Consider the following 24,939-nt stretch of genomic DNA (forward strand, 5'->3'; position numbering starts at 1 on the left):
GCTAACGCAGCGGGATTGAGAAGCGGAAGCAGGCACCGCGTTGCGGTTGTTCGATCAGTTGGATATCGCTGTCGTGCAGCAACAAAATGCGCCGCACGATCATCAATCCCAGCCCGCTGGCGTGGCGACGCGCGCTGCTCAGAATAGAAGGGCGAACGAACAGATCGGCGCGCAGCTCCTGTGGGATACCGGGGCCACTGTCGTTAAGTTGAACCAGCACCTTGCCTGCCTGCTGCCAGAGCCGCACTTCAATCTCGCCCCCCTGTGGCGTGTGACGAATAGCGTTGTCCAGCAGGTTGGTCAACACGCGTTCAATCATGCTGACATCGGCGAACACCAATGGAATGCCTGGGGCGATATCAGCCAGCAACCGTTGCTGGCGAGCCTCGGCTGCCAGCTCGAACTTCTGGAACACATCCTGCACAAGCTCGCTGAGCGAGAACGGCTCTTTCTGCGGTTTCACCACGCCATACTCCAGCCGTGCCAGCTCGAACAGCTCCTGCGCCAGCCGACCAACCTTGCGGCTCTGCGCCAGCGCGATCTCCAGATAGCGTTGGCGATCGTTTTCACTCAGGCTGGCGGATTTTACCGACAGCGTTTCCAGGTAGCCGTGCAGCGAAGTCAGCGGGGTACGCAGGTCGTGCGAGATATTGGCGATAAACTCGCGGCGCTGTTGGTCCTGCTGTGAAAGCGACTGCCACTGTAAGGCGATGCGTTGCGCCATGCTGTTGAAGGCTTGCTGCAGTCGGCTGACCTCGTCGCGTCCGGCGGCGTCGACCGGCAGCGCGGCATAGGCCTGTACCGCAGCGATGCCGCCGCTGTCCAGCTCGCTGACCTGACGCGTAAGACGACGGATTGGCCGGGTGACCCAATAGAACGCGAATCCGCCGGCCAACAGGCTGAACAGCACCATCAGGCCCGATGACCACAGCGCCATGGAAACCGCAGAGCTAAACAGCGCGTTGCTGGCCAGCGCGTCGTAGTCTTCGCCCAGCAGCACCACGTACAAATAGCCTTCAACCTGGCCATTGACCTTCAGCGGTGCGGCGCTGAACACTTTTCTGGCATTCGGGTTGCGCGGGTCATCGCCGTAAACCGGCATGCTGGCGCCATCGAACAAGGCCTGCAGCGGCAGCAAATCCACTTTCTGGCGTTTCAGGTGGCCGGCCGGCGCGGCGTTGCCAATGATATTGCCCTGTTTGTCGAGCAGGTAGACCTCAACGCTGGGGTTTACCGCCATCAGTTGATCGAACAGGCTGTGAACCGAGGGGGCGTTCAGCCCGTTTTGCCCCAACAGCGGGTTACTGTCGGCAATGTGCTGCGCCAGATTACCGGACAACCGCTGGATCACCGCCTGACTGTACTGGGTACTGCTGCGCACCTGCATCCAGCCGGATATGGCGCAGCTGACTACCATCAGCAGTGCGAAGATCAGGGTCAGACGTTGCGTTAACGTAAGGTTTTTCATGATTCACTCTTGCGGCGCTGCCGCGAATTTGTAGCCCATACCCCACACGGTGAGGATGCGCTCGGGTTCCGCCGGGTTGCTTTCAATCTTGATGCGCAGCCGGTTGATGTGGGTATTCACGGTGTGCTCATAGCCTTCGTGCTGATATCCCCACACCTGATTGAGCAGGCTCAAGCGGGAAAAGACCTTGCCGGGGTGTTTGGCAAAAAAATACAGCAGGTCGAATTCACGCGGCGTCAGGTCGATGGCTTGATGATTCAACAGTACTTCACGCGCAATCGGATCGATGGTCAGGCCGTCAAAGCTCAAGGTGCCGGCGTCCATTTTCAGGTTGCGGCTCATGGCTTCCTGACGACGAAACAGTGCCTTAACCCTGGCCACCAGTTCCAGCATCGAAAAGGGTTTGGCGAGATAGTCGTCGGCACCGAGTTCCAACCCCAGCACGCGATGTACCTCGCTGGATCGCGCGCTGGTGATGATGATCGGCGTGTAGCGCGTCATGTTGCGCGCACGGCGGCAGATCTCCAGCCCATCGATCCCCGGCAGCATCAAATCGAGGATCAATGCGTCCCAGCCGCCCTGTTCCAGCATCGCCATCCCCAGATTGCCATCGGCGGCATGGCTGATGTCATAACCCTCGTCGCGCAGATGTAACTGCAGCAGCTCTGCGATATTGCCGTCATCCTCGACGATTAAAATTTTCTTTGGCTTTTCCATTCTCTCACCGCTGATTGCCAGGCCTTAGTGAAGTCTACACAACCACCGGAGCCTGAGTTATCACATTTTATTTAACTTTGCGTGAGGTCTTGGGGAACAAATCGGACGGATACTCAGCCCATCGAAACCGCCACCGTCAGGAGAGACGTCATGGCCATGTCCATTACGCCGGAGAAACCCGCACTGATCCACCCGCTGTGGCTGCGCCTGACGCATTGGCTGAATGCGTTGGCGATGCTGATCATGGTCACCAGCGGATGGCGCATCTACAACGCTTCCACGCTGTTCAACTTCAGTTTTATCAATGAGCTGACGCTGGGCGGTTGGTTGGGTGGGGCGCTCCAATGGCACTTCGCCGGCATGTGGCTTTTTGGGATCAACGGGTTGTGTTATCTGCTGATCAATCTGTTCAGCGGCCGTCTGAAACGTAAATTTTGGCCGCTCAGCCCAAAAGCCTTGTTGAGCGATCTGCTGGCGGCGCTGCGGGGCAAACTCGGTCATAGCGATTTGCGTCATTACAACATGGTGCAGCGAGCTGCTTATCTGTTTGTGATGGTGGCAGGCGTAGTGATGGTGATGTCTGGCCTGGTGTTGTGGAAGTCGGTGCAATTTCCGCTGCTGCGCGAATTACTCGGCGGCTATGAAGCGGCACGTTATATCCACTTTTACGCCATGTCGGCGCTGGTGGGGTTTGTAGTAGTGCACCTGGTCATGGTGGCGCTGGTACCACGCACGCTGTTGGCCATGCTGCGTGGACGTTAAGGAGAACCCGATGAAAACAGATAAACCCCTTATCAGCCTGAGTGAAGGCCGGGAGATTGTCAGGGAAGCACAGCAGTTGCTGGCGCGCCAGTTGACCTCCTCTTCACGCCGCCGTTTTCTGCGTAACGGGTTGACGCTGGGTGGCATTGCGATGCTCACCGGCTGTGATCTTAGCGACAACACCCATGTGGAACAGGCGTTGAGCCGTATCTCGCGCTTTAACGATCGGGTGCAGGGGTGGCTGTTTAACGCCGACCATTTGGCACCGGTGTATGCCGAGTCGCAGATTACTCGTCCGTTCCCGTTCAACGCGTTTTACGCCGAGGAAGAGGCGCCGGATATCAATGGCGAGGATTATCGGCTGGAGGTCAGAGGGTTAGTGCTGAATAAGCAGCCGTGGACCTTGCCGCAATTGCACAGTATGACGCAAATCAGCCAGGTGACGCGCCATATCTGCGTTGAGGGTTGGAGCGCCATCGGTAAGTGGGGGGGCGTACCCTTTGCGCAATTTCTGCAGGCGATTGGCGCGGACCTGAGCGCCAACTATGTCAGCTTCAAATGCGCCGACGACTACTACACCAGCATCGATATGGCCACGGCGCTGCATCCGCAAACCATTATGGCGCTGACTTACGATGGCCAGATCCTGCCACGTAAATACGGCTATCCGATGAAGCTGCGCATGCCGACCAAACTCGGCTACAAGAACCCGAAACATATTCAGGTCATAGAGATCACCAACCGCTTTCCCGGCGGCTACTGGGAAGATCAAGGTTACAACTGGTTTGGCGGCAGCTAACGACGGCCCCAACTATCCCCGGCACACAGGTGCTTTTTAAATGAGAAAAGGAAATACCATGAAAAAGTTATTCGCAGTAATGATGTGTAGCGCGTTGATGTTAGGTTCCCTCGGTGCCAATGCCGCCGACAGCATGGGCAAAGACGCGATGAAAAAAGACGGCATGAGCCAGATGTCGCACGACGGTATGGCCAAAGACGGCATGAAAAAAGAGTGTATGGGCAAGGATTGCATGAAGAAAGACGGCATGGGCAAAGATGCCATGAAACATGATGGCATGAAGAAAGACAGCATGGGTAAAGACGCCATGAAGCATGACGGCATGAAGAAAGACAGTATGAGTAAAGACGCTATGCAAAAAGACGCTATGGGGCAGTAAGCCGCCGCGCCCCGCAGCCGGATGGTCGCTGGTTTAATCCCGGCTGCGGGCAAGTACAACGGGAGGGACGATGGTTCAGACAATGTGGCTGCAGCGCTTTAAGCGCTCGAACTGGGACGTGGCCTTTATGCGGCTGGCGCTGGTGGTGATCTTCGCCGCTTTCGGCTATGCCAAGTGGTTTGATTATGAAGCGCAGGGGCTGGTGCCTCTGATTGGTAATAGCCCGCTGCTGGCCTGGATGCACGATGTGTTTGGCATTCGCGGTGCCAGTTATGCGTTAGGGGTTGCCGAGTGGAGCTTTGGTCTTTTGCTGCTGGCCGGTTTTTGGTCGCGACGTTTGGGGTTATTGGGGGCGGTGGGATCGACGCTGACTTATCTGACGACCCTGACGCTGATCTTCTCCACTCCGGGTGCCTGGGAAGCTTCGGCCGGTGGCTTTCCGGCGATGGGGGGTGCCACCAGCTTTCTGCTAAAGGATCTGGTGTTATTGGCGGGTTCGATACTGCTGCTAAAAGCCGACTTGCCTGACGATATACCGTAAAAAAAGGCGCAGTTTTTAAACTGCGCCTTTTGGCCATGATGAACGGATCACATATCCGGGAAGGTCAGGGTATTGCCCGGTGCCTCACGGTGGATATGCACAAAGTTCAGGTGTTTCTCATACTGATCGAGAATATCGCCGATCACCTGTTCTTTGCTGTAATCCATCAGGTCATTGCCCTGGGTGCCTTCCATCAGGAAGGTTTCCAACCGGTAGTAATGCGACTTGCCGGAGCGGGCGCGATAGGTAAAGCCCGGCACCGAATAACGCTGTGGCCAGATCTGGTAGATGAAGTTCTGCTCTTCGCCCAGATGAACCAGCAGCTCCAGATGGCTCAAACGTTCATCTTCGGTCGGCGGTACCTCACTGAATTCCACTTTGGCACCGCGCAGTTCCAGCTCACGCGCCACTTCTTGCATCGCCGGTCGGCAACGGGTATCCAGCATTTTCTGCGTGTACTGCGTGCCAGGATAATTCATTACGCGCGACAGGCGCTGTTTCCAGTTGAGCACGTCATTGCTGGACACCGGCATTGGCGCACTGGTGTTCAACGCGCTGGCTTTGCGGTAATCCTCCACCCGCAATGACTTATACAATCCGGCCATCACGAAGAAGATCACAAAGCTGAACGGCAGGCCCATGATCACCGTGGTTTTTTGCAACGCGGGCACGCCATCGGTCATCAGCATGCCGATGGTCAGCAGGCCAATGGTTATTGACCAAAAAATACGTAGCCAGTTGGGCGCATCGTTGTTGATGTCGCTCAGACGCGAGGTGAAGTTACCCAAAACCAGTGAACCTGAATCCGCCGACGTGACGTAGAACAGCAGGCCAGTGATGGTTGCCACCGAGGCGCTGAAGGTGAAGCCCGGATACTGAGCCAGCAGACTGTAGAAACCGCGTTCTGGATACTGCATTACTTCCTGCGCGAAAGCGGCGTTACCGTGAATGATCTGATACAGCGCGCTGTTGCCGAAAATCGACAGCCACAGCAGGGTGAACACGAAAGGAATAATCAGCGTACCGACTACAAATTGGCGGATGGTGCGCCCACGCGAAATACGCGCCAGGAACAGGCCGACAAACGGCGCCCAGGCAACCCACCAGGCCCAGAAGAACAGGGTCCAGTTGTTCATCCATTCTACCGGACGATCGAAGGCGAAGCTGTTAAGGGTCATTCCCATAAAGCGGTTAACGTAGTCGCCAACGTTGAGCACCAGCGCATTGAGCAGGAATTCGGTATCCCCGAAGAACAGCACGAACATGATCAGTCCCAACGCCAACAGCACGTTGAGTTCGGACAGAATGCGGATGCCCTTGTTAACGCCTGAGGTCACCGAAATGGTCGCCATGATCACCGAAAGTAGGATCAGCGCGGCCTGAACCGTCAGGTTTTCCGGAATGTGGAACAGAACTTTCAGCCCGTAGTTCAACTGCACTACGCCAATACCCAGCGTGGTGGCGATGCCGAAGATAGTGCCCAGCACGGCCGCTATGTCTACGCTGTGGCCGATCGGGCCGTTGATGCGTTTACCAAAAATCGGGTAGAGCGCCGAACGGATGGTCAACGGCAGGTTATAGCGGTAGCTGAAGTAGCCGAGGGCGATGCCCATCAGCGCATACATCGACCAGCCGGTCAGCCCGTAGTGGAACAGTGTCCACACCATGGCCTGGCGGGCGGCTTCCATCGTCTGGCCCTGGCCTTCCGGTGGCATCATATATTGCGTCACCGGTTCGGCGACCGAGAAGAACATCAGATCGATGCCGATGCCGGCGGCGAACAGCATCGCTGCCCAACTCATCAGGCTGAATTCGGGTTTCGACTGTTCTGGCCCGAGCTTGATCGAACCGAAGCGCGACGCGGCGATAAACACCACAAATACGATGTACAGAGTAGCGGCCAGTAGGTAATACCAGCCGAAGGTGGTTGAAACCCAATTCAGGGTGCGGGTGATCCATCGCCCGGAGAAATCGGTAAAAAAGATGGTCATCAGCGAGAAGGCCAGAATCAGCCCCGCCGAGGTAAAGAAAACCACCGGATTAAGGCCATCCTTTTGTGGTTTTGAGGAGGTTTCGCGTGTTGTCATCGTCTTCCTCTGTTTTTTAACAACTGAGTAAAATCGTGCCCACACACCAGCCTGAACGGACGCATCGGCGCCGTCCGGAAAAGTGCGGATATAAAGCCGCGGCAATCGCTATTCTGCTTGCCAAAGATTGCCGCTTTGCTTGTTAACGAAACAGAAAATCGTTTCGTGGTGGGAACCGCTTACAGACACTGATTTTGGTCAGATTCGTTAAATACCTCACAAAAATCAGCCAGTTCCACAACCGAAAAGTACATATTTGTAACCAAGCGGTAATAAAATATATGCAATTTTTATTGAACGTTCAATCAAAAAAAAGTTTAATAGTGAGCATGAAGACCAAGTTCAGCAGGTGAAAAGGGCGTGAAATCCCGCTGCTGAGACGAGGCCGAAGTCGGTTTTGTGAGAGTCGAATTATGCCAAAGGTAGGAATGCAGCCAATCAGAAGGCAGCAGTTGATAGATGCCACGCTGGCCGCGGTGAACGAAGTGGGAATGCATGACGCCACCATCGCGCAAATAGCGCGGCGGGCCGGAGTTTCCAACGGCATCATCAGCCATTATTTCAAGGACAAGAACGGCCTGCTGGAAGCCACTATGCGCTATTTGATTAGCCATTTGGGCGAGGCGGTGAAGCTGCGGCTACAGGCGTTAAGCGACCAGAGCCCGGCATCACGGCTGCAGGCGATCGTCGCCGGTAACTTCGACGACAGCCAGATCAACAGTGCGGCGATGAAAACCTGGCTGGCGTTTTGGGCCAGCAGCTTGTACCAGCCGCAGCTTAATCGGCTGCAACAGGTGAACGGCCGTCGGCTGTATTCCAACCTGTGTGCCGAATTTAGTCGCCAACTGCCCAAGGCGCAGGCGCGACTGGCAGCCAAAGGATTGGCAGCACTGATTGACGGCCTGTGGCTGCGCAGTGCGTTGCGCGGCGCGGCGTTCAACCAGACGCAGGCGATCGCGCTCACGACCGAATACATTACGTTTCAACTCCGGGGGCAAACGCCACCCTGAGGATAACCCAAGGAGAACCTATGTCCCGTTTTGGCTTACAGAAGCTCTATATTAATGGTGCCTATGTAGACAGTACCGATGGAAAAACTTTCAACGCGGTTAACCCGGCGAACGGTGAAGTGCTTGCCGAGATCCAGTCCGCCAGCGCTGAAGACGTCAACCGTGCGGTGGCCAGTGCAGCCAGCGGACAGAAAGTGTGGGCGGCGATGACGGCGATGGAACGTTCTCGTATTCTGCGCCGTGCGGTGGATATTCTGCGCGAACGCAACGACGAACTGGCTGCGCTGGAAACGTTGGATACCGGCAAGGCCATGTCGGAAACCACTGCGGTGGATATCGTTACCGGTGCCGACGTATTGGAATATTATGCGGGTCTGATCCCGGCGATCGAAGGCCAGCAGATCCCGCTGCGTGACAGCGCCTTTGTTTATACCCGTCGTGAGCCCCTGGGCGTGGTGGCCGGTATTGGCGCCTGGAACTACCCGATCCAGATTGCCCTGTGGAAATCCGCACCGGCACTGGCAGCAGGCAACGCGATGATCTTCAAACCCAGTGAAGTCACTTCCCTGACGGCGCTGAAGCTGGCGGAAATCTATACCGAAGCCGGTTTGCCGGACGGCGTATTCAACGTGGTCACCGGCAGCGGCGCAGAAGTCGGCCAGTACCTGACCGATCATCCCGGCATTGCCAAGGTGTCCTTCACCGGCGGTGTCAAAACCGGTAAGAAAGTGATGGCTAACGCCTCAGGTTCGACGCTGAAAGAAGTCACCATGGAGCTGGGTGGCAAATCCCCGCTGATTATTTTTGACGACGCCTGCCTGGATCGCGCCGCCGATATCGCCATGATGGCCAACTTCTACAGCTCCGGCCAGGTGTGCACCAATGGGACTCGAGTATTTGTCCCCGCAGCGTTGCAGGCCGAGTTCGAAGCCAAAATCCTCGAGCGCGTTAAGCGCATTCGCCTGGGGGATCCTACCGATCCACAAACCAACTTCGGCCCGCTGGTCAGCTTCGCGCATATGGAGTCGGTATTACGCTTCATCGAAAGCGGCAAGAAAAGCGGCGCTCGCCTGTTGTGCGGCGGCGAACGTGTGACTGAGGGGGAATACGCCAAAGGGGCTTATGTGGCGCCGACGGTATTTACCGACTGCGGTGACGAGATGGAGATCGTGCGCGAAGAGATCTTTGGGCCGGTAATGAGCATTCTCACTTACCACAGCGAAGAAGAAGTGGTACGCCGTGCGAACGACACCACCTTCGGCCTGGCTGCCGGTTTAGTGACGAACGATCTGACCCGGGCGCATCGGGTGATCCACCAGTTGGAGGCCGGCATTTGCTGGATCAACACCTGGGGTGAATCGGCGCCGGAAATGCCGGTCGGCGGGTACAAGCAGTCTGGCGTCGGCCGTGAAAATGGCCTCAGTACGCTGGAACATTACACCCAGGTCAAATCGGTACAAGTCGAGCTGGGCGAATATATTTCCATCTTTTAAATATCCCCGTCGTCTTTCAAGCTACAGCGTTGTTGGCTGCGAACGCGGACCCCAGTCACTTACTTGACTCCTGGGGTTCCACGCCCTTGCCGCCTAGCTGTAACGCGAAATCCATAGGGGATAATCCTTTCTTGCATCCAAAACTGCCTGGATATATTCAGCATGCGATATTCAAGCCATTCGCATCATTCAGGCATACGAATATTTAGGAGATAATGTATGGAATACGATTACATCATTATCGGTGCCGGTTCAGCCGGTAACGTTTTAGCCACCCGTTTAACCGAAGACGCTGATGTTAGCGTATTGCTGCTGGAAGCCGGCGGCCCGGATTATCGGATGGATTTTCGCACCCAGATGCCGGCCGCGCTGGCATTCCCGCTGCAGGGCCGTCGTTACAACTGGGCGTATGAAACCGATCCTGAGCCGCACATGAACAACCGCCGCATGGAGTGTGGCCGGGGTAAAGGGCTGGGCGGCTCATCACTGATTAACGGCATGTGCTACATCCGCGGCAACGCGATGGACTTCGACAACTGGGCAAAAGCACCGGGGTTGGAGGACTGGAGTTATCTGGACTGCCTGCCATATTTCCGCAAGGCGGAAACCCGCGATATCGGGCCTAATGATTATCACGGTGGCGACGGCCCGGTCAGCGTGACCACGCCGAAAGCCGGTAATAACGAATTGTTCCACGCAATGGTGGAGGCCGGTGTGCAGGCGGGTTATCCGCGTACTGATGACCTGAACGGCTACCAGCAGGAAGGCTTTGGCCCGATGGATCGCACGGTCACGCCGAAAGGCCGTCGCGCCAGCACCGCTCGGGGTTATCTGGATCAGGCTCGTTCCCGTTCAAACCTGAAGATTGTCACTCACGCGTTGACCGACCGCATCCGCTTCGAGGGTAAGCGTGCGGTGGGCGTTGACTACTTGCAGGGCGAAAGTAACCAAATCACCAGTGCCCGTGCGCGTCGTGAAGTGTTGCTGTGTGCCGGGGCGATTGCCTCGCCGCAGATTTTGCAGCGTTCCGGCGTTGGTCCAGCGGCGCTGCTGAACCGCCTGGACATCGATCTGGTGCACGATCTCCCCGGCGTGGGCGAGAACTTGCAGGACCATCTGGAAATGTACCTGCAATACGCCTGTAAAAAACCGGTGTCGTTGTACCCGGCATTGCAATGGTTCAACCAGCCGAAGATCGGCGCAGAGTGGCTGTTCAACGGCACCGGCGTGGGCGCCAGCAACCAGTTTGAAGCCGGTGGCTTTATCCGCAGCCGCGAAGAGTTCGCCTGGCCGAACATTCAGTACCATTTCTTGCCGGTGGCGATTAACTACAACGGCAGCAACGCGGTGAAAGAGCACGGTTTTCAGGCGCACGTCGGTTCAATGCGCTCCCCGAGCCGTGGCCGGGTGCAGGTGAAATCGAAGGATCCGCGCCAACATCCGAGCATCTTGTTCAACTATATGGCGACCGAACAGGACTGGCAGGAGTTCCGCGATGCCATTCGCATCACGCGCGAAATCATGGCGCAGCCTGCATTGGACGAATACCGCGGCCGCGAGATAAGCCCGGGGCCAGAAGTGCAGACCGACGAACAGCTGGACGCTTTTGTGCGTGAGCATGCCGAAACCGCCTTCCATCCTTCCTGCTCATGCAAAATGGGCGAAGACGAGATGGCGGTGGTGGATGGGCAAGGGCGAGTGCACGGTATGGAAGGCCTGCGGGTGGTGGATGCGTCCATTATGCCGCTGATCATCACCGGTAACCTGAACGCCACCACCATCATGATCGCCGAGAAGATTGCCGATCGTATTCGCCAGCGCACGCCGTTGCCGCGTAGCACTGCCGACTATTACGTGGCCGGCGACGCCCCGGCGCGTAAGCCATAACCCACATGCCCTCTCGCCGTTGAGGGGGAGGGCCGCTGTAGCAAGCAACCCCCTCTCCAATGTCCTTCCCCGAGGCGAGGGGGCAATTCATTCCCGTTATCTTTCACCTCAGCAGGTACAAACGTACCCCTTAAGCCGGCAGGGCGATCGCCTGATCGAAACTGTTTGGCGTCGCCATGCGCCACATGCGCGCATAAAAATCGCTTTCGATCTCTTTTTGCAGCAGTGCACCAGGCTCCAGGTAGTAATAGATGTCGGCGTAGACCTTGATTTCGGTTGAAGTAATACGGCGCAGCATATGATGCGAAGTCAACTGCTCAGGGCGGCTGACGCCCGCCGCCGCGAGCATTTCTGCCAGCGCTTTCACCGTATTCTGGTGGAAGTGATAAACGCGTTCGGCCTTGTTTGGCACCACCAGGGCTTTCTGTCGCAGTGGATCCTGGGTGGCGACCCCGGTAGGGCAGTGATTGGTATGGCAGCTTTGCGACTGAATGCAGCCGACGGCGAACATAAAACCACGGGCTGAGTTCACCCAGTCGGCGCCCAACACCAGCACGCTGGCGATGTCGAAGGCGCTGATGATTTTACCGCTGGCACCAATCTTGATTTTGTCACGCAGTCCGCAGCCCACCAGGGTGTTATGGACGAATAACAACCCTTCGCGCAGCGGCATGCCCATATAGTTGGACAGTTCGAGCGGTGCTGCGCCGGTTCCGCCTTCTTTGCCGTCCACCACGATAAAGTCCGGCAAGATCTGGGTTTGCAACATGGCTTTGGCGATGGCGACAAATTCCCACGGGTGGCCGATACAGAGTTTGAAGCCCACGGGTTTGCCACCGGACAATTCACGTAGCTGCTGGATGAAATGCATCATTTCAATTGGCGTGCTGAAGGCGCTGTGCGAAGCCGGAGAAATACAGTCGACCCCTTCAGGTACGCCGCGCGTTGCGGCGATTTCCGCATCCACTTTTTTCGCCGGCAGTATGCCGCCATGTCCGGGTTTAGCACCCTGGCTGAGCTTGATTTCAATCATTCTCACCTGCGGTTTTTTAGCCTGCTCGGTGAAGCGTTGCGGATCAAAATGGCCGTCGGCGGTGCGGCAACCGAAGTAGCCGCTGCCCAATTCCCAGACCAGGTCGCCACCATTTTCGCGATGATAACGGCTGATACTGCCTTCGCCGGTGTCGTGGTAGAAATTGCCCTTTGCCGCGCCGAGGTTGAGGGCGCGAATGGCGTTGGCCGACAGGGCGCCGAAGCTCATGGCGGAGATGTTAAAGATCGACGCGGAGTAGGGTTGGCTGCAATCTGGACCGCCGATCGTCACGCGGAAGCTGGTGGGGTCAGATACTTCGACCGGACGCATGGAGTGCCCGATACATTCGTAGCCGGTTTGATAAACGTCCAACTGGGTACCGAACGGCTTATCGCCCATTTCGTTTTTGGCGCGTCGGTAAACCAGCGTGCGCTGGGTACGTGAAAACGGGATCTGCGCGTTATCTTCTTCCAGTAAGTACTGGCGTATTTCCGGGCGAATAAACTCGAAGAAAAAGCGCAGTCGGCCGATGATCGGATAGTTTCGGCAGATGGCGTGGCGTTGTTGGGTCAGATCATAAATGCCCAGAGCGCTCAGACCACCAAAAATGATCGTCGGTAGCCAAAACCAGGGGCTATGGGACAACAGCGCCAAAGACGCCAACGTCAGCAAAAGACTCAACACAAGGCAGGTATAACGGCTGAATAATGATGACTTCATAACATCTCCTGATGTTTTTATTAGTCCAGACGACATGGCTCACAGAAAGTTTGCTGAGCGGATCCTAACCAATAGACAGGAGTGTTATGTGGCTGTTACTGCTTTATCGTTGATTGTTACATTAATTTAACGTTAAGTCCGCCCTTCAGGCCGCCGGGTGGCAGCCTGAAGGGGAGGAGGGAGTTACTTGCTGGCAACGAAAATACTGCTCATGCTGCGCAGACGCAGCTTTTTCATCGCACTGTATTTCTGAGAGAAAATCGTTTTGGGGTGGGTGCCGCGCTTTTGGGCAATATGCAGCAGGCTGTCACCGCGCAACAGGTTGAAGATAACGTCGCTTTCCGCCGGGCTAAGCTCGCGGGTTTTCTGCATTTTTATCCCCCCGGGCTCTTTGCTTTCCAGCAGGTTCTGTATTTTTTCCTGCAGCGAATAAAGTGGAATGCGTGTAGACACCAATTCAACGGAGATGCCCAGGATCGACAATAGTTTCACCACGCGTTCATCGTCATAAAACACCAACAGACGCGTTTTGGAGTTGTATTGCTGATGCAAAGACACCAGGCTTTCAATGACGTTAACGCTTTGCTCCAGATTTTGTGAGGTGAAGATCAGGGCGATGTCGTGCTTAATTATTTTCTCCGCCTTGGCGCCACCGTGCATAAAATCTGAAAACAGTCTGATATCGTACTTGCCGTAATGTTTTTTCAGTAACACCGAAAGGCCGACATAGCTGTACTTACACTCACTAATAACAAGGACATTGTTTTTAGACATAATGGCAAACACCCATAATGAGTTAAAAGTATTCAGCTGTAAGAAGCGAGTTCAAATCCTTGATGTCGGATTCCTTCCACAGCTTTCCCTGCAGTGCGTAATATGGCATTTCGTCCAGCCATTTTTTATGCTCGGGGGTTTCAACCCCTTCAATAATTACCTTGTAATGATTAAGGTAAAAAAAGCGCAATAAAGCGCGCATTAAACCGTCGCCGCCGGACTTTTTCATAAAGTCCCATAACAAAAAACGGTCGAGTTTAACGAAGCGGAACTGGCTGTTATACAGCGCGGAAAAACCCGCATAGCCAGAACCAAAATCATCGAGCCAAAATGAATAGCTCTTTAGTGAAGGATCGCCATGAACGCGATCTTTAACCAAACGGGTTGAGTTCTCACTGATTTCGAAATGTATACAGCGAGTGGCGTTAATTCTTTCTGCAAAATGGCTATTGGCCAACGACCGTAGAGAATGGTCATCTACATTCAGCGTGGCTATAACCTGATTTTCACGAAACCAGTGATTATATTTCTCTATCAGACTGACCTGGTCTAACAGAATCTCAATTCGGGTCTCGCTATCGGCAGTACGAAAGAACTGTTCAGGAGAGAAATGCGCATATTCACTATTAAAAGTGAATCGAGATAGGCACTCAACGGCCAGCAATTGTCCGGATTTTGCGAACATTGGCTGGAAAACATAATTAATTCCGTTATTTTTCTCTCTAAAAGAACTGCGCATTCCTCAATCCCTTGATTGATATGTAACTACCTGTTTTTTAACTAAAATTAATTCAATATCAGGCTGTTTATAGGTAAATGTCTTATTTGGTGCGACGTGATTGTGAAATGTCGCTTGCAGACCATTTAACGCGCATTTAGTCGTGAAGTCCAAAGGGCTCTAAAGGTAACAAAATGTAAATATACGGAATAATATGCTGTTAATCAGGCCTTAAAGAAAAATGTCTGACTGCATGACTTTCCAAAACACAGATTATTCCTATTCGATTGAATCGTCAACATCGATCGATAGGTATTTGTTGATAGTTTATTCCTATCAAGAGGGGGGTTATGAATGTTTTAAACGATTTAACAATAAGAATGCGCTTAGTCTATATTTCGTCCGGCAATGGGTTCATCGAGGCAACACTCCTTTTAAGCAAGGAGTGCTATCGCTGAGTGTATGCTCAGTGCCGGGGAACTATATATTCGTCTGTCACTGAATCGATTATTTTATTGTTTTTCTATGGAGCTGGAAATGAAAAAAGTATTATTGCCTTTGGCCGCGCTGGTATTGTCTGCTACTGCTTATAACGCTACTGCTGCAAGCGGCAACGTTAAATTCACCGGTGAAATCGTACAGTCCACCTGTAAAGTTGTTGATAAAGACCAGAATAAAGAAGTTTACCTGGGTAAATACCCTACTACCGCATTCCCAACTTCTGGTTCTACCAGCGGTGCTAAAGCTTTCGATATTAGCCTGGAGAAATGTGAAGCGGGTAACTACACCCTGCGTTTCGACGGTAACACCCCAGCTGGCCACCCAGAGCTGTTGGCTGTAACTGGCGGCGCTAACGGCGTTGGCGTTGAAATCCTGGATAACAACGGCGCAACTCTGCCAATCTCTCAGGAAGTTGCTACCCCAGCGACCGTTTCTGTTGCTGCTGATGGCGACAACCCAGGTTCTGCGACTTTCAACCTGCGCGCTCGTTATAAATCTTACCAGGATCTGGTAACTGCGGGTCAGGCAAACTCTAACGCTACCTTCACCATCGAATACAAGTAATTTAATTCGCTGGCAGGATAGATAGAGCTATTGGCCACGGACGGCTAAATTCTGAGAGTTGAGATATTCCGATGAAAAAAGTGCTTTCTTGTATTTTATTCGCGTTTTCCGTAAATGCTTTTGCCGGAATTCAGGTTGATTCGACGCGCGTAATTTATAACAGCGGAAGTAAATCCGCATCGCTCTCAATCAGCAATGACAGCGACGACACCTATATGGTGCAAACCTGGTTGGATACTGGCGATTCAAGCCAGATGCCGAAGAATTTACCGATCGTGGTCACTCCACCTATTTTAAAACTGGCTGCCAAAAAAGACGCAATTCTGCGCTTTATTTATTCCGGCAGCGGGTTACCGCAGGACAGAGAAAGTCTGCTCTGGGTAAACGTACAGGAAATTCCGCCAACGCCTAAGCAAGACAACGTGCTGCAGGTGGCGATCCGTACCCGTATCAAACTGTTCTACCGCCCAGAAGCCTTGAAGGCCAACCTGCAACAGCAGGCAGAGGCTCTGAAATGGCAGCGTCAGGGCAGCAATCTGGTGGTGACCAACAATGGTCCACTGTTTGTGACGCTGGGTGTACTGACGCTGAAAAGCGGTGGCAAAAGCTGGAAAGTGAATGCCGACATGGTGAAACCGCAAGATAGCCTGCGGATTGCTCTGCCACAGGGCGCGCAGTCGGCCAACAGTATGTCGTTCACCTATATCAACGATTACGGCGGCCACACCGAGATTAAGAACGTTGCATTAAATTGATTTAAGCCCTTCAAGGAATGAACAAAAAATGGCACATAAAAGAATAACAACCCTCACGCCAAAACGTTTGGTCAGGCTGATTAATGGTGTAATTTATTTTTCTGCGGTGCCATTTTCATTCTCTCATATGGCCATGGCGGAGGAGCAGTTCAACACCTCCTTCATCCATGGCGATGACAACATTGCCCAGGTGGCAGCGTTGTCCAGCGGCGATGACATCCTGCCTGGTAAATATCCGTTCGATATTTACCTGAACGGACAGCGTATCGATCACCGTGACATCGAATTCAAAAAAGACGCCAAAGACACGCCGGTAACGCCTTGCCTGACTGCGCAGGATTACCAGGACTACGGTGTAAAACTGCCGGGCGATATGAAAACCGAAGGCGCCGCGCAGTGCTACGCTCTGTCACAGCAAATTTCGGGTGCCAAGCTGAGCTACGACGCAGCCATACAGCGTATGGATTTGGAAGTGCCGCAGATATTCCTGGAGCCGCGTCCACAGGGTGCCATCTCGCCGAAGGTTTACGATCGCGGGATTAACGCCGGTTTCGTTAACTATAACTTCAGCGGCAACCATAATAATTACCGTAATAACGCCAACGATAAAACATCCGACTACTACTTCCTGAGCCTGAACAACGGCATCAATGTCGGTAATTGGCGCCTGCGTAACAACTCGACGCTGAATCAGCAGTCGGGTGCCGGCACGCACTGGAATACCGTTTCAAGCTGGGCGGAAACCGACATCGTTTCCCTGCGCAGCCGTCTGGTGATTGGCCAGACCAACACCAATAACAATGTATTCGACAGCATTCAGTTCCGCGGTGTGCAGATTTCCAGCGCCAACGATATGCTGCCGGAAAGCCAGCGCGGTTACGCGCCGGTGGTCCGTGGCGTGGCGTCGACCAACGCCCGCGTTGAGATCCGCCAAAACGGCTACACCATTTACAGCACCAACGTGCCGCCGGGTCCGTTTGCGCTGACCGACATCTTCCCGAGCACCTTGAGCGGTAACCTGAACGTCACGGTCATTGAGGCCAACGGTTCAAGAACCTCTTTCGTGGTGCCGTTCTCTTCCGTGCCGAACATGCTGCGCGAAGGGATCTGGGACTACCAGATGACCGCCGGTAAATACCATGACGGCACCACCAAATACCAGCCGAAGTTTGTGCAAGGCACCTTGTCCCACGGCATGGCGTATGACATCACGCCTTATGGTGGGGTGCTGGTCGCGGAAAATTACCGTTCGGCGGTAGTGGGTATGGGTAAAAACATGGGTGTCTGGGGGGCAGTTTCCTTCGATATGTCCTATTCCGACACCAACCTGGTCAACGGTGACGACAAACAGGGGGAGAGCTTCCGCTTCCTGTACTCCAAATCGCTCAACGACTGGGGCACCGAATTCCAGATCGCCGGTTACCGTTACTCGACCTCCGGTTACTATGATTTCTCTGATGCGGTTGCGGAACGCGATCGCTATGAAAACGGCGTCTACCGTAACGATTACTACGATGAGAATGACCGCAATCTGGGCGTGCCGGATTGGGCAGAATCACGTCGTCGTACCTATTACACCAGCCGTTTCAATAACAAACGCCAGCGTGTAGAGTTGTCGATCAACCAGCGTATTGCCGGTAACTCAACGCTGTACACCAATATCAGCAACCAGTCATATTGGGGCGGCTCCGGCCAGGATCGTACAGTTCAAACCGGCTTTAACAGCAGCTACAAAAATATCAGCTACGGCGTGTTCTATCAGGACAGCCGCAGCAACTACGGTTATAAAGATCGCAGCATCAACATGAGCGTCTCTATTCCGTTCAGCTTCTTCAGCCGCGATTCGTCTGATATGACGGCCAGCTTCAACGCCGGTCACAGCAAGCAGAGCGGTAATACATACAGCGCTGGCCTGAGTGGTACCGCGCTGGACGATAACCGCCTGAACTACGCGGTGCAAAGTGGCCACGATCGTTACTCCGGCCAAACCAGCTCGGCTAACGTCGGCTACCAGGGCAGCATGGGTACCGTCAATGCCGGTTACAGCTACAGTAATGATTACCAGCAGTCTACCCTGGGCGTGTCGGGCGGTATCGTGGCGCACTCCGGCGGCGTGACGCTGACCCAGCCGCTGCAAAATACCTTTGTGCTGGTTGAGGCCAAAGATGCCAAGGGCGTCCGTCTGGAAAACCAGCCGGGTGTGGCTATCGACCGCTTCGGTTACGCGGTAATGACCTCGGCCTCACCTTATCGTCATAACCGCGTGGCGTTGCGCACTGAGGATATCGGCAACGGCCTGGATATCCCGATGGCGGCCCGCGACGTGGTACCGACATATGGCGCCATTACCCGCGTGAAATTTGAAACGCACACCGGCCAAAGCCTGCTGGTACACAGTAAACTGTTGGACGGCAGCGTACCGCCAATCGGCGCCAACGTGTTTAGCGCCGACGGCAAGAACAACGGTACCGTGGGTACCAATGGGGATATTTATATCTCCGGCGCATCCGCAGGGGATCGCCTGTTGGTTAAATGGGGCAGCGATGCCGGCGACAGCTGTTCACTGGTGGTGCCGGAACTGAAATCGGCGACCGAACAGCTGATGGGCTATCAGGAACTTTCGCTGACCTGCGGAAAACCGTAAAAGGAATGAATATGTCTTCTTTGTTGTTAAAACATAAAAAACTCGGGCTGGCGGCAGGGCTGCTGGTCACGCTGGGGACGTTCTCGCAGAGCAGCTTTGCGCTGTCTTGTAAGCAGAATGGCAGCGTCAGTCAGATTATTACGCTGGATAAGCCAATTAAAGTGTCAACCGCTAATACGGCGGCGGGGGCTCTGCTGTGGCGCTCGCAAACCTTCACGTCGACTTTCCAATGTGTCGATGACCGTGATTATCCCAAAGGCGAAAATGCCTATCTTTACTGGGATCCGAAGAAGGACATGCGCAATATCGACAAATCTATCGAGGTTGGTGTCAACTACAACAGCGTGGATTATAAGCTGACCAATGGCGCAAGACAGGATGTTGGTCCGGGTACACAATGTCGTCCAAATGGTCGCGGTGGTTGTGCCAAACCAGCCCAATCCTTGAGTGTGACGGTGACCTACTCGCTTTATATCAAGGCGACAGGGGCACCTCCGCCTGCAGGTGGGAAAATCACCAACAATGGCACTTATTCCGTATTTCAGGTTGATGGGGTCGGCGGTCTCAACAACGTGGTCGGCAGCAACTTCAATGCCTATATTAACGGTCTGGGAAATATTCAGTTTATTTCCTGCAATCCGAAAATCACCGTAGTGGCTAACAATGGCTCAACCGTGAATTTTGGCACCATTCCGCGTCAGAATGCGGTAGCTGGCAAGATAGAAAAACAAGTACCGTTCTCGGTCAGCGCCAATATGTCTGATCCGGCTACCGGTCAGGATTGCAAGGGCGAGACACTGCAGGCCAGTTTCAGCTCCACTTATCCAGTGCAGGACGCTACGACGATCTTGCCAACCAGCGACAGCGGATTTGGTATCTTGATTTCGCAGGCGGCGACACCAAACACGCCAATCAAGATGAACTCCCCGGTTGATCTGGGCCTGGTCAATGGTAGCACCGTTGAAAAGAACTTCATGGCTAGCCTGAAATGGCTGAATACCAACCCGAAGGTGGGGCCATTCACCGCGTCGGCCAATATCGACGTCACCTTTAAGTAAGATTTCTCAATAAAAAAAGGGGTTCAGCGCAGGCTGAACCCCTTTTTTAATGCAATTTATCTCAGTGTTGACCAACCCAGTTGGTACAGACACTGTCCAGGCATTTACCGGCATACCACAGATGCACGCCAGGGGACTCATGGCGATGCCCGTTCAGCGGTTCTATCGGCTGCGGGTGCATCTCTGCGACGTCCCAGCGGGTTGTGCGACGATAAACCGCCGGCGTTTTGCCGAACTGTTTTTTAAATGCGCGTGAAAAAGACGGCTGAGAATCAAAGTGGAACTGCAGGGCAATGTCGAGAATAGGGCGCGGGGTCGAACGCAGTGCTTGCGCGGCTTGCGACAGTCGACGCTCGCGAATGTAACTGCCTAAAGCATGCCCGGTAGTGCTGCGGAACATCCTTTGCAGGTGCCACTTGGAGTAGCCTGACTTCGCCGCTACGTTGTCTAACAGTAACGGCTGATCCAGATGGGTTTCAATCCAGTCCAGCAAATCGTGAATGATATTAACGCGATCCATTGTTTTAGTTCTCCTGCGGGTACGACATTCAGGTCACAGTAGGTAACAGTAATTATCCAAGTTGATGCTTTGATAATAGGCCGCGGAGACGGGTTACGCAAGTGTTAACCCGGTGGAAAAAGGTGGCTAAACGTGCTCTTTGGGTCGCAGGGAAATGAAAAAGGCCGCACGTGGCGGCCTTGAGCAAAGAGGGGAAAGACGGGGATCAGTTAGTTTCCGGCTTCACTTCGATATAGTCCAACTGCAAGACGCTGCTGGTGTAGCCGCGGATCTTGTTGGTCATTTCAATATCGCCGTTCAGCTTGTGGCCGTAAGACGGAATGATCTCTTTCAGTTTGCTCTGCCATTCCGGCGTAGCCACTTTATCTTTGAACACTTTTTCCATCAGGTGCAGCATGATCGGTGCGGCAGTTGATGCGCCCGGTGATGCACCCAGCAGAGCGGCAATGCTGCCATCTTCGGAGCTGACCACTTCGGTACCGAACTGCAGTACGCCACCTTTATCTGCATCTTTTTTGATGATCTGCACGCGTTGGCCGGCGGTCCACAGTTTCCAGTCTGCCTGTTTGGCTTCAGGGAAGTACTCTTTCAGCGCAGCGAAACGATCGTCGTCGTTCATCATCAACTGACCCACCAGGTATTTCACCAGGTCGAAGTTGTCCAGCCCGACGTGGGTCATTGGCATCAGGTTCGAAGTACTCAGGGAGTGCAGCAGGTCGAACAGTGAACCGTTTTTCAGGAACTTGCCGGAGAAGGTGGCGAACGGTCCGAACAGCAAGACACGCTTGCCGTCCAGCATGCGGGTATCCAGGTGCGGAACCGACATCGGCGGTGAACCTACGCTGGCCAGGCCATAAACCTTGGCCAGGTGTTGGTCAGCGATTTCCGGGTTGGTGGTGACCAGGAACTGACCGCCGACAGGGAAGGCACCGTAGCCTTCGGCTTCGGGAATGCCGGTTTTCTGCAGCAGCGTCAGAGAAGCACCGCCTGCACCGATAAACACGAATTTGGCATTCACGGTGGTTTCTTTGCCGTCGCGGTTCAGATCGGCCACGGTGACGCGCCAGGTGTTGTCGGCATTGCGCTTGATGTCGCGGACTTCATGGCTCAGGTTCAGCTTGAAGTTCGGGTTTTTGGTCAGCGTGTCCACCAGTTGGTGGGTGATCACGCCAAAGTTAACGTCGGTACCCAGCGGCATGCGGGTCGCAGCAATTTTCTGCGCCGGATCGCGGCCGTTCATCACCAGCGGAGCCCACTGTTTAATCTGGTTAGGGTCTTCTGAGTACTCCATACCACGGAACAGGGTGCTGTGTTGCAGTGCGGCATAGCGTTTGCGCAGGAAGTTGACGTTGTCGTCACCCCAGACAAAGCTCATGTGCGGCACGCTGTTAATAAAGGATTTTGGATCTTTCAGGACGTTATTTTTCACCTGATAAGACCAGAATTGACGCGAGATTTCAAAAGACTCGTTAACCACCACGGCTTTGCTGATGTCGATGGTGCCGTCTTTTTTTTCCGGGGTATAGTTCATTTCAGCGAAGGCGGAGTGACCGGTACCGGCGTTGTTCCAGCCGTTGGAGCTTTCTTCAGCCACGCCGTTCATGCGCTCATACATGTCGATGGACCAGTTTGGCTCCAGCTCATGCAGGTAGGTCCCCAGCGTGGCGCTCATGATGCCACCGCCGATCAGTACCACATCAACGGACTTATTCTCTTCCGCCGTCGCCTGTTGCGTAACGCCAAACAGGTTCAGACAGAAGATCAGGACGAGTAATTTTCTCATTGAATCAAATCTCTTGTGTGTAAATTCTACTCATTGCAGGTGAAAGAATTTATCGGGAGTTACCCTGGAAATAAGTAAAACTAACCCGCCCGGCTAAGCCGAGTGACAGTGATAATGTCTTTTTGTTAATCGTTTTCTTAACGAAAAGTGGATTATTACAGGCTGTCTGGGGACAGGTTGTTCAACTCTGGTTACTGCGGGGATATTATTGTTTGCAATATTGTTAAAAACTACTTTTGTAACTAAAAAAAGCCCATTAAAGGCAGGAATCATTCATTTATTATTTTTATTTAAATATAACCTCTAAATTAATAAGGTCTAATTGCCGCTGATTTAAACGATATGCCAATATCACACAATATTTATGGAATAATGGCAAATAGCAGCAGGTAACAAAATGAAAATGGCCGCCGGGCATTTCAGTGCGGCCAAGATGCTGGTTGACGCTTAGCGGCGGGCCTTCATTGCTGCCGATGGCCACTCTTCTTTCAGCAGTGCATAAATCAGTTCATCACCCCATTGGCCATTGAAACGATCATTTTGTCGCAGGTGCGCCTCTTTGCGCATCCCCAGACGTTCGACGACCCCGATAGACCCCTGATTGGCAGCATCGAGCCGGGCAAAAATGCGGTGGCAGCCCACTTGGTTAAACCCCTGATCCAACATCGCTTGCACGGCTTCGCTGGCATAACCTTTACCGGCATAAGTCGGGCTGAAGATATAACCGATCTCGGCTTGTAATGCTGCGCGGTTAGCCAGTTTCAACAACACTTCACCGATCAACTCTCCGCTGTCCTTTAGGGTGACGGCGCAATAAAAAATATCGCCGTCCTGACTGAAGCGCGAAGCTATCGCCTGAGCAAGCTGATCGGCCAGTTGCGCGTTGTCCGGGGTGGGGGCATACAGATAACGATAGACCTCCGGCAAACGGTGGTAAGTCGAGTAGGCTTCGAGATCGTCGGGCGTGAAGCGGCGCAGTTGCAGGCGTTCGGTGTCGAAGGGCAGGGTAATCAAATGCAAGAGCTCATCCTTATTGTCGGGTGGGATCACATTGGTTTGTTTACGGACAGGGCAGAACATTTTTGCGAGGAATACAGGTCCCACAATATAGCAGTAGCCTGGAGGTTTCAAACGGCGAAAACCCTGTTCATCGCCGGCGTGAGCAACGATGAACAGGGTTTAATTAATTAGTGGACGGGGTCGTTAGCTTACTTGATCGCCATGGCGTCACGCATGGTATAGAACAAATCTGTCTGATCGGTCAGCCCGACGACGTTGGCGGCATGCGGGCCGTAGGCGGCAACACGCAGCTGGGTGCCGGTGTGGCCCTGCGAATCCTCTTCCGAGTTGCCGTAGCTGATGGTCATCGGCGCGCCATCTTTGGTGGTCAGCATTTGCGTCAGGCCCGGCGCTTTGGCGTCGGCGGCGATAATCTGGCTGGAGTGAGCATGGTCAGCGGTGACGATCACCAGAGTGTTGCCGTCGGCACGGGCGAATTCCAATGCTTTCTGCACGGCTTCATCCAGATCGACAGTTTCCCCGAACTGGCCACATGGGTTGGCGGCATGATCCTGTTTGTCGATCGATGCGCCTTCAACCTGCAGGAAGAAACCATTTTTGTTGGTTTTCAGCAGGTCGATGGCTTTCTCGGTCATAACCGCCAGCGTCGGGATATCCGCCGTACGTGCCGGGTTGTTCTGACAGGTCACCGCCGGTTGGTCGAGATTACCGTGATAGCTGGCCTTCGGCCCCTGCCAGCGTACCGGCATATTGCCGGCGGCAAACAGCCCCAACAGTGGCTTTTGCTGATTGGCGACGTTAACGGCGTTCAGGGCATCGAGGTTTTCCACCCACTGATAATCTAATGCAGTTGCCTGCTCTTTCAGTGATTTTCCCTGCCATTCGCCGCTTTTGGCTAACTGATTAAAGGATTTTGCTCCGCCGCCTAAGGTGACGTCGGCGCGGGCTTTGAGTAACTGTTCACTGATCGAACCGCGGCCGCCATTTTCCAGCGCGTTGGTTGCGCATTTTTCACTGGTCTCTTCCGGGCCGTAACATTTACGCGAGGTGACGTGGGAAATCTGTGCCGCAGGTGTGGCGTCTTGCAACTCTGCGGTGGAAACGTTGCCGGTGGCTTTACCCGCCGCTTTGGCAATTTCCAATAAGGTCGGTTGGTCTTTGCCATTAACGTCAACGCCCAGCGCGCCGTTATAGGTTTTGACGCCGGTGGACCAGGCAGTCGCCGAGGCGGCGGAGTCAGTGACGTAATCCGGCTTGTGGGTTTTCTTGTCCAGCGAATAATGGGTGTATTGGCCGGTTAACGGCAGGGCATCGATGCCTTTAAAATAGCCGCCTGCGCCTTCGGCATAGTTGCGTGCCGAAGTGATTTCCGAATCGCCCATGCCGTCGCCAATCAGCAAAATCACATTCTTGACCGTTTTATCAGACAACGAAGCTTTCAATGCCGCGGTTTGATCGCCACTCAGGCGACGTGCTCCGCCGGGTTCAACGATATTGCCGCGAGCCGCACGCTCGTAAAGTCCGGCAGCGTTGGCCGGCGTCTCATCGGCGAAGGCGCTTGAGCATAATAAGGTGGATAACACGGCACTGGCGATCAGAGAAACAGGCTGCAACATCGGGGAAAGCTCCTTGTCGTAATAAAAAAACATAAATACCCGGTCGCCTTTCAAGCTACAGCGTGGTTACCAGCACTCGCTAACCCCAGT

At 53.9% G+C, this 24,939-nt stretch carries 21 protein-coding genes; 11 read left to right on the forward strand and 10 right to left on the reverse strand.

Features of this window, described 5'->3' with window-relative positions; translation table 11 throughout:
• Position 1: 1 nt before the first annotated feature.
• Positions 2 to 1,468 (reverse strand): sensor histidine kinase, encoded by a 1,467-nt coding sequence (locus tag AAZT04_RS03490; protein ID WP_020825944.1) that lies wholly within the window; start codon positions 1,466 to 1,468, stop codon positions 2 to 4.
• Between the two features lie 3 nt (positions 1,469 to 1,471).
• Complete coding sequence (locus tag AAZT04_RS03495; protein WP_020825945.1) at positions 1,472 to 2,185, reverse strand: response regulator transcription factor; 714 nt, start codon at positions 2,183 to 2,185, stop codon at positions 1,472 to 1,474.
• A 150-nt stretch (positions 2,186 to 2,335) separates the two neighbouring features.
• On the opposite strand from AAZT04_RS03495, the gene AAZT04_RS03500 reads away from it, so the two are divergent.
• The 4 genes from AAZT04_RS03500 (at position 2,336) to AAZT04_RS03515 (ending at position 4,666) form a co-directional block, all read left to right on the forward strand.
• Complete coding sequence (locus AAZT04_RS03500; protein ID WP_048761600.1) at positions 2,336 to 2,947, forward strand: cytochrome b/b6 domain-containing protein; 612 nt, start codon at positions 2,336 to 2,338, stop codon at positions 2,945 to 2,947.
• Positions 2,948 to 2,957: 10 nt separating this feature from the next.
• Positions 2,958 to 3,746, forward strand: a complete 789-nt coding sequence (locus tag AAZT04_RS03505; RefSeq protein ID WP_048761602.1) for a molybdopterin-dependent oxidoreductase — start codon at positions 2,958 to 2,960, stop codon at positions 3,744 to 3,746.
• A 58-nt stretch (positions 3,747 to 3,804) separates the two neighbouring features.
• Complete coding sequence (locus AAZT04_RS03510) at positions 3,805 to 4,125, forward strand: pentapeptide MXKDX repeat protein (protein WP_046374101.1); 321 nt, start codon at positions 3,805 to 3,807, stop codon at positions 4,123 to 4,125.
• Between the two features lie 70 nt (positions 4,126 to 4,195).
• On the forward strand, positions 4,196 to 4,666 hold the full coding sequence (locus AAZT04_RS03515; protein WP_046374100.1) for a YkgB family protein: 471 nt from the start codon (positions 4,196 to 4,198) through the stop codon (positions 4,664 to 4,666).
• A gap of 47 nt (positions 4,667 to 4,713) precedes the next feature.
• Here AAZT04_RS03515 and AAZT04_RS03520 read toward each other — a convergent pair whose 3' ends face one another.
• Positions 4,714 to 6,753, reverse strand: coding sequence for a choline transporter (locus AAZT04_RS03520; RefSeq protein WP_020825950.1), 2,040 nt, complete (start codon positions 6,751 to 6,753; stop codon positions 4,714 to 4,716).
• A gap of 413 nt (positions 6,754 to 7,166) precedes the next feature.
• Here AAZT04_RS03520 and betI point away from each other — a divergent pair, with 413 nt between their 5' ends.
• The 3 genes from betI to betA all read left to right on the forward strand — a co-directional run bounded on the left by betI (position 7,167) and on the right by betA (position 11,143).
• A complete protein-coding gene (betI, locus tag AAZT04_RS03525) occupies positions 7,167 to 7,763 on the forward strand; it encodes a transcriptional regulator BetI (RefSeq protein WP_048761613.1) in 597 nt (198 codons plus the stop codon).
• A gap of 20 nt (positions 7,764 to 7,783) precedes the next feature.
• Entirely contained in the window at positions 7,784 to 9,256 is a 1,473-nt protein-coding gene (betB, locus tag AAZT04_RS03530; RefSeq protein ID WP_020825952.1) for a betaine-aldehyde dehydrogenase, read from the forward strand.
• Between the two features lie 219 nt (positions 9,257 to 9,475).
• A complete protein-coding gene (betA, locus tag AAZT04_RS03535; protein WP_046374096.1) occupies positions 9,476 to 11,143 on the forward strand; it encodes a choline dehydrogenase in 1,668 nt (555 codons plus the stop codon).
• 130 nt (positions 11,144 to 11,273) lie between these two features.
• Here the strand turns inward: betA and AAZT04_RS03540 are convergent, their stop codons facing one another.
• The 3 genes from AAZT04_RS03540 to AAZT04_RS03550 form a co-directional block, all read right to left on the reverse strand.
• Positions 11,274 to 12,896, reverse strand: coding sequence for an FMN-binding glutamate synthase family protein (locus AAZT04_RS03540; RefSeq protein WP_020825954.1), 1,623 nt, complete (start codon positions 12,894 to 12,896; stop codon positions 11,274 to 11,276).
• Positions 12,897 to 13,079: 183 nt separating this feature from the next.
• The gene (locus AAZT04_RS03545; protein ID WP_020825955.1) at positions 13,080 to 13,670 is read right to left on the reverse strand and encodes a LuxR family transcriptional regulator; all 591 of its coding nucleotides are present in this window, start codon (positions 13,668 to 13,670) and stop codon (positions 13,080 to 13,082) included.
• 22 nt (positions 13,671 to 13,692) lie between these two features.
• Positions 13,693 to 14,409, reverse strand: coding sequence for an EAL domain-containing protein (locus AAZT04_RS03550; protein WP_020825956.1), 717 nt, complete (start codon positions 14,407 to 14,409; stop codon positions 13,693 to 13,695).
• 516 nt (positions 14,410 to 14,925) lie between these two features.
• On the opposite strand from AAZT04_RS03550, the gene AAZT04_RS03555 reads away from it, so the two are divergent.
• From AAZT04_RS03555 to AAZT04_RS03570, 4 genes are all read left to right on the forward strand, one after another.
• Positions 14,926 to 15,453 (forward strand): fimbrial protein, encoded by a 528-nt coding sequence (locus AAZT04_RS03555; RefSeq protein WP_012005952.1) that lies wholly within the window; start codon positions 14,926 to 14,928, stop codon positions 15,451 to 15,453.
• Positions 15,454 to 15,524: 71 nt separating this feature from the next.
• Positions 15,525 to 16,208: a fimbrial biogenesis chaperone gene (locus tag AAZT04_RS03560; RefSeq protein ID WP_020825958.1), complete on the forward strand. Its 684-nt coding sequence runs from the start codon at positions 15,525 to 15,527 to the stop codon at positions 16,206 to 16,208.
• Positions 16,209 to 16,236: 28 nt separating this feature from the next.
• Positions 16,237 to 18,852, forward strand: a complete 2,616-nt coding sequence (locus AAZT04_RS03565; RefSeq protein ID WP_020825959.1) for a fimbria/pilus outer membrane usher protein — start codon at positions 16,237 to 16,239, stop codon at positions 18,850 to 18,852.
• An 11-nt stretch (positions 18,853 to 18,863) separates the two neighbouring features.
• The gene (locus tag AAZT04_RS03570; RefSeq protein ID WP_434678978.1) at positions 18,864 to 19,910 is read left to right on the forward strand and encodes a fimbrial protein; all 1,047 of its coding nucleotides are present in this window, start codon (positions 18,864 to 18,866) and stop codon (positions 19,908 to 19,910) included.
• Positions 19,911 to 19,971: 61 nt separating this feature from the next.
• Here the strand turns inward: AAZT04_RS03570 and AAZT04_RS03575 are convergent, their stop codons facing one another.
• From AAZT04_RS03575 to phoA, 4 genes are all read right to left on the reverse strand, one after another.
• Entirely contained in the window at positions 19,972 to 20,430 is a 459-nt protein-coding gene (locus AAZT04_RS03575) for a helix-turn-helix domain-containing protein (RefSeq protein ID WP_044549267.1), read from the reverse strand.
• A gap of 205 nt (positions 20,431 to 20,635) precedes the next feature.
• Positions 20,636 to 22,213, reverse strand: coding sequence for a malate:quinone oxidoreductase (locus tag AAZT04_RS03580; protein WP_020825962.1), 1,578 nt, complete (start codon positions 22,211 to 22,213; stop codon positions 20,636 to 20,638).
• A gap of 447 nt (positions 22,214 to 22,660) precedes the next feature.
• On the reverse strand, positions 22,661 to 23,233 hold the full coding sequence (locus tag AAZT04_RS03585) for a GNAT family N-acetyltransferase (protein ID WP_434678981.1): 573 nt from the start codon (positions 23,231 to 23,233) through the stop codon (positions 22,661 to 22,663).
• 188 nt (positions 23,234 to 23,421) lie between these two features.
• Complete coding sequence (phoA, locus tag AAZT04_RS03590; RefSeq protein ID WP_165366430.1) at positions 23,422 to 24,849, reverse strand: alkaline phosphatase; 1,428 nt, start codon at positions 24,847 to 24,849, stop codon at positions 23,422 to 23,424.
• Between the last annotated feature and the right edge of the window lie 90 nt (positions 24,850 to 24,939).

The organism is Serratia sp. Je.1.23.a (assembly GCF_051129805.1).
Classification (GTDB): Bacteria; Pseudomonadota; Gammaproteobacteria; order Enterobacterales; family Enterobacteriaceae; genus Serratia; species Serratia liquefaciens.

Excerpts from the sequence above, each read along its gene's own strand:
- AAZT04_RS03490 (WP_020825944.1), bottom strand. The coding sequence starts at position 1,468 with ATGAAAAACCTTACGTTAACGCAACGTCTGACCCTGATCTTCGCACTG.
- AAZT04_RS03495 (WP_020825945.1), bottom strand. The coding sequence starts at position 2,185 with ATGGAAAAGCCAAAGAAAATTTTAATCGTCGAGGATGACGGCAATATC.
- AAZT04_RS03500 (WP_048761600.1), top strand. The coding sequence starts at position 2,336 with ATGGCCATGTCCATTACGCCGGAGAAACCCGCACTGATCCACCCGCTG.
- AAZT04_RS03505 (WP_048761602.1), top strand. The coding sequence starts at position 2,958 with ATGAAAACAGATAAACCCCTTATCAGCCTGAGTGAAGGCCGGGAGATT.
- AAZT04_RS03510 (WP_046374101.1), top strand. The coding sequence starts at position 3,805 with ATGAAAAAGTTATTCGCAGTAATGATGTGTAGCGCGTTGATGTTAGGT.
- AAZT04_RS03515 (WP_046374100.1), top strand. The coding sequence starts at position 4,196 with ATGGTTCAGACAATGTGGCTGCAGCGCTTTAAGCGCTCGAACTGGGAC.
- AAZT04_RS03520 (WP_020825950.1), bottom strand. The coding sequence starts at position 6,753 with ATGACAACACGCGAAACCTCCTCAAAACCACAAAAGGATGGCCTTAAT.
- betI (WP_048761613.1), top strand. The coding sequence starts at position 7,167 with ATGCCAAAGGTAGGAATGCAGCCAATCAGAAGGCAGCAGTTGATAGAT.
- betB (WP_020825952.1), top strand. The coding sequence starts at position 7,784 with ATGTCCCGTTTTGGCTTACAGAAGCTCTATATTAATGGTGCCTATGTA.
- betA (WP_046374096.1), top strand. The coding sequence starts at position 9,476 with ATGGAATACGATTACATCATTATCGGTGCCGGTTCAGCCGGTAACGTT.
- AAZT04_RS03540 (WP_020825954.1), bottom strand. The coding sequence starts at position 12,896 with ATGAAGTCATCATTATTCAGCCGTTATACCTGCCTTGTGTTGAGTCTT.
- AAZT04_RS03545 (WP_020825955.1), bottom strand. The coding sequence starts at position 13,670 with ATGTCTAAAAACAATGTCCTTGTTATTAGTGAGTGTAAGTACAGCTAT.
- AAZT04_RS03550 (WP_020825956.1), bottom strand. The coding sequence starts at position 14,409 with ATGCGCAGTTCTTTTAGAGAGAAAAATAACGGAATTAATTATGTTTTC.
- AAZT04_RS03555 (WP_012005952.1), top strand. The coding sequence starts at position 14,926 with ATGAAAAAAGTATTATTGCCTTTGGCCGCGCTGGTATTGTCTGCTACT.
- AAZT04_RS03560 (WP_020825958.1), top strand. The coding sequence starts at position 15,525 with ATGAAAAAAGTGCTTTCTTGTATTTTATTCGCGTTTTCCGTAAATGCT.
- AAZT04_RS03565 (WP_020825959.1), top strand. The coding sequence starts at position 16,237 with ATGGCACATAAAAGAATAACAACCCTCACGCCAAAACGTTTGGTCAGG.
- AAZT04_RS03570 (WP_434678978.1), top strand. The coding sequence starts at position 18,864 with ATGTCTTCTTTGTTGTTAAAACATAAAAAACTCGGGCTGGCGGCAGGG.
- AAZT04_RS03575 (WP_044549267.1), bottom strand. The coding sequence starts at position 20,430 with ATGGATCGCGTTAATATCATTCACGATTTGCTGGACTGGATTGAAACC.
- AAZT04_RS03580 (WP_020825962.1), bottom strand. The coding sequence starts at position 22,213 with ATGAGAAAATTACTCGTCCTGATCTTCTGTCTGAACCTGTTTGGCGTT.
- phoA (WP_165366430.1), bottom strand. The coding sequence starts at position 24,849 with ATGTTGCAGCCTGTTTCTCTGATCGCCAGTGCCGTGTTATCCACCTTA.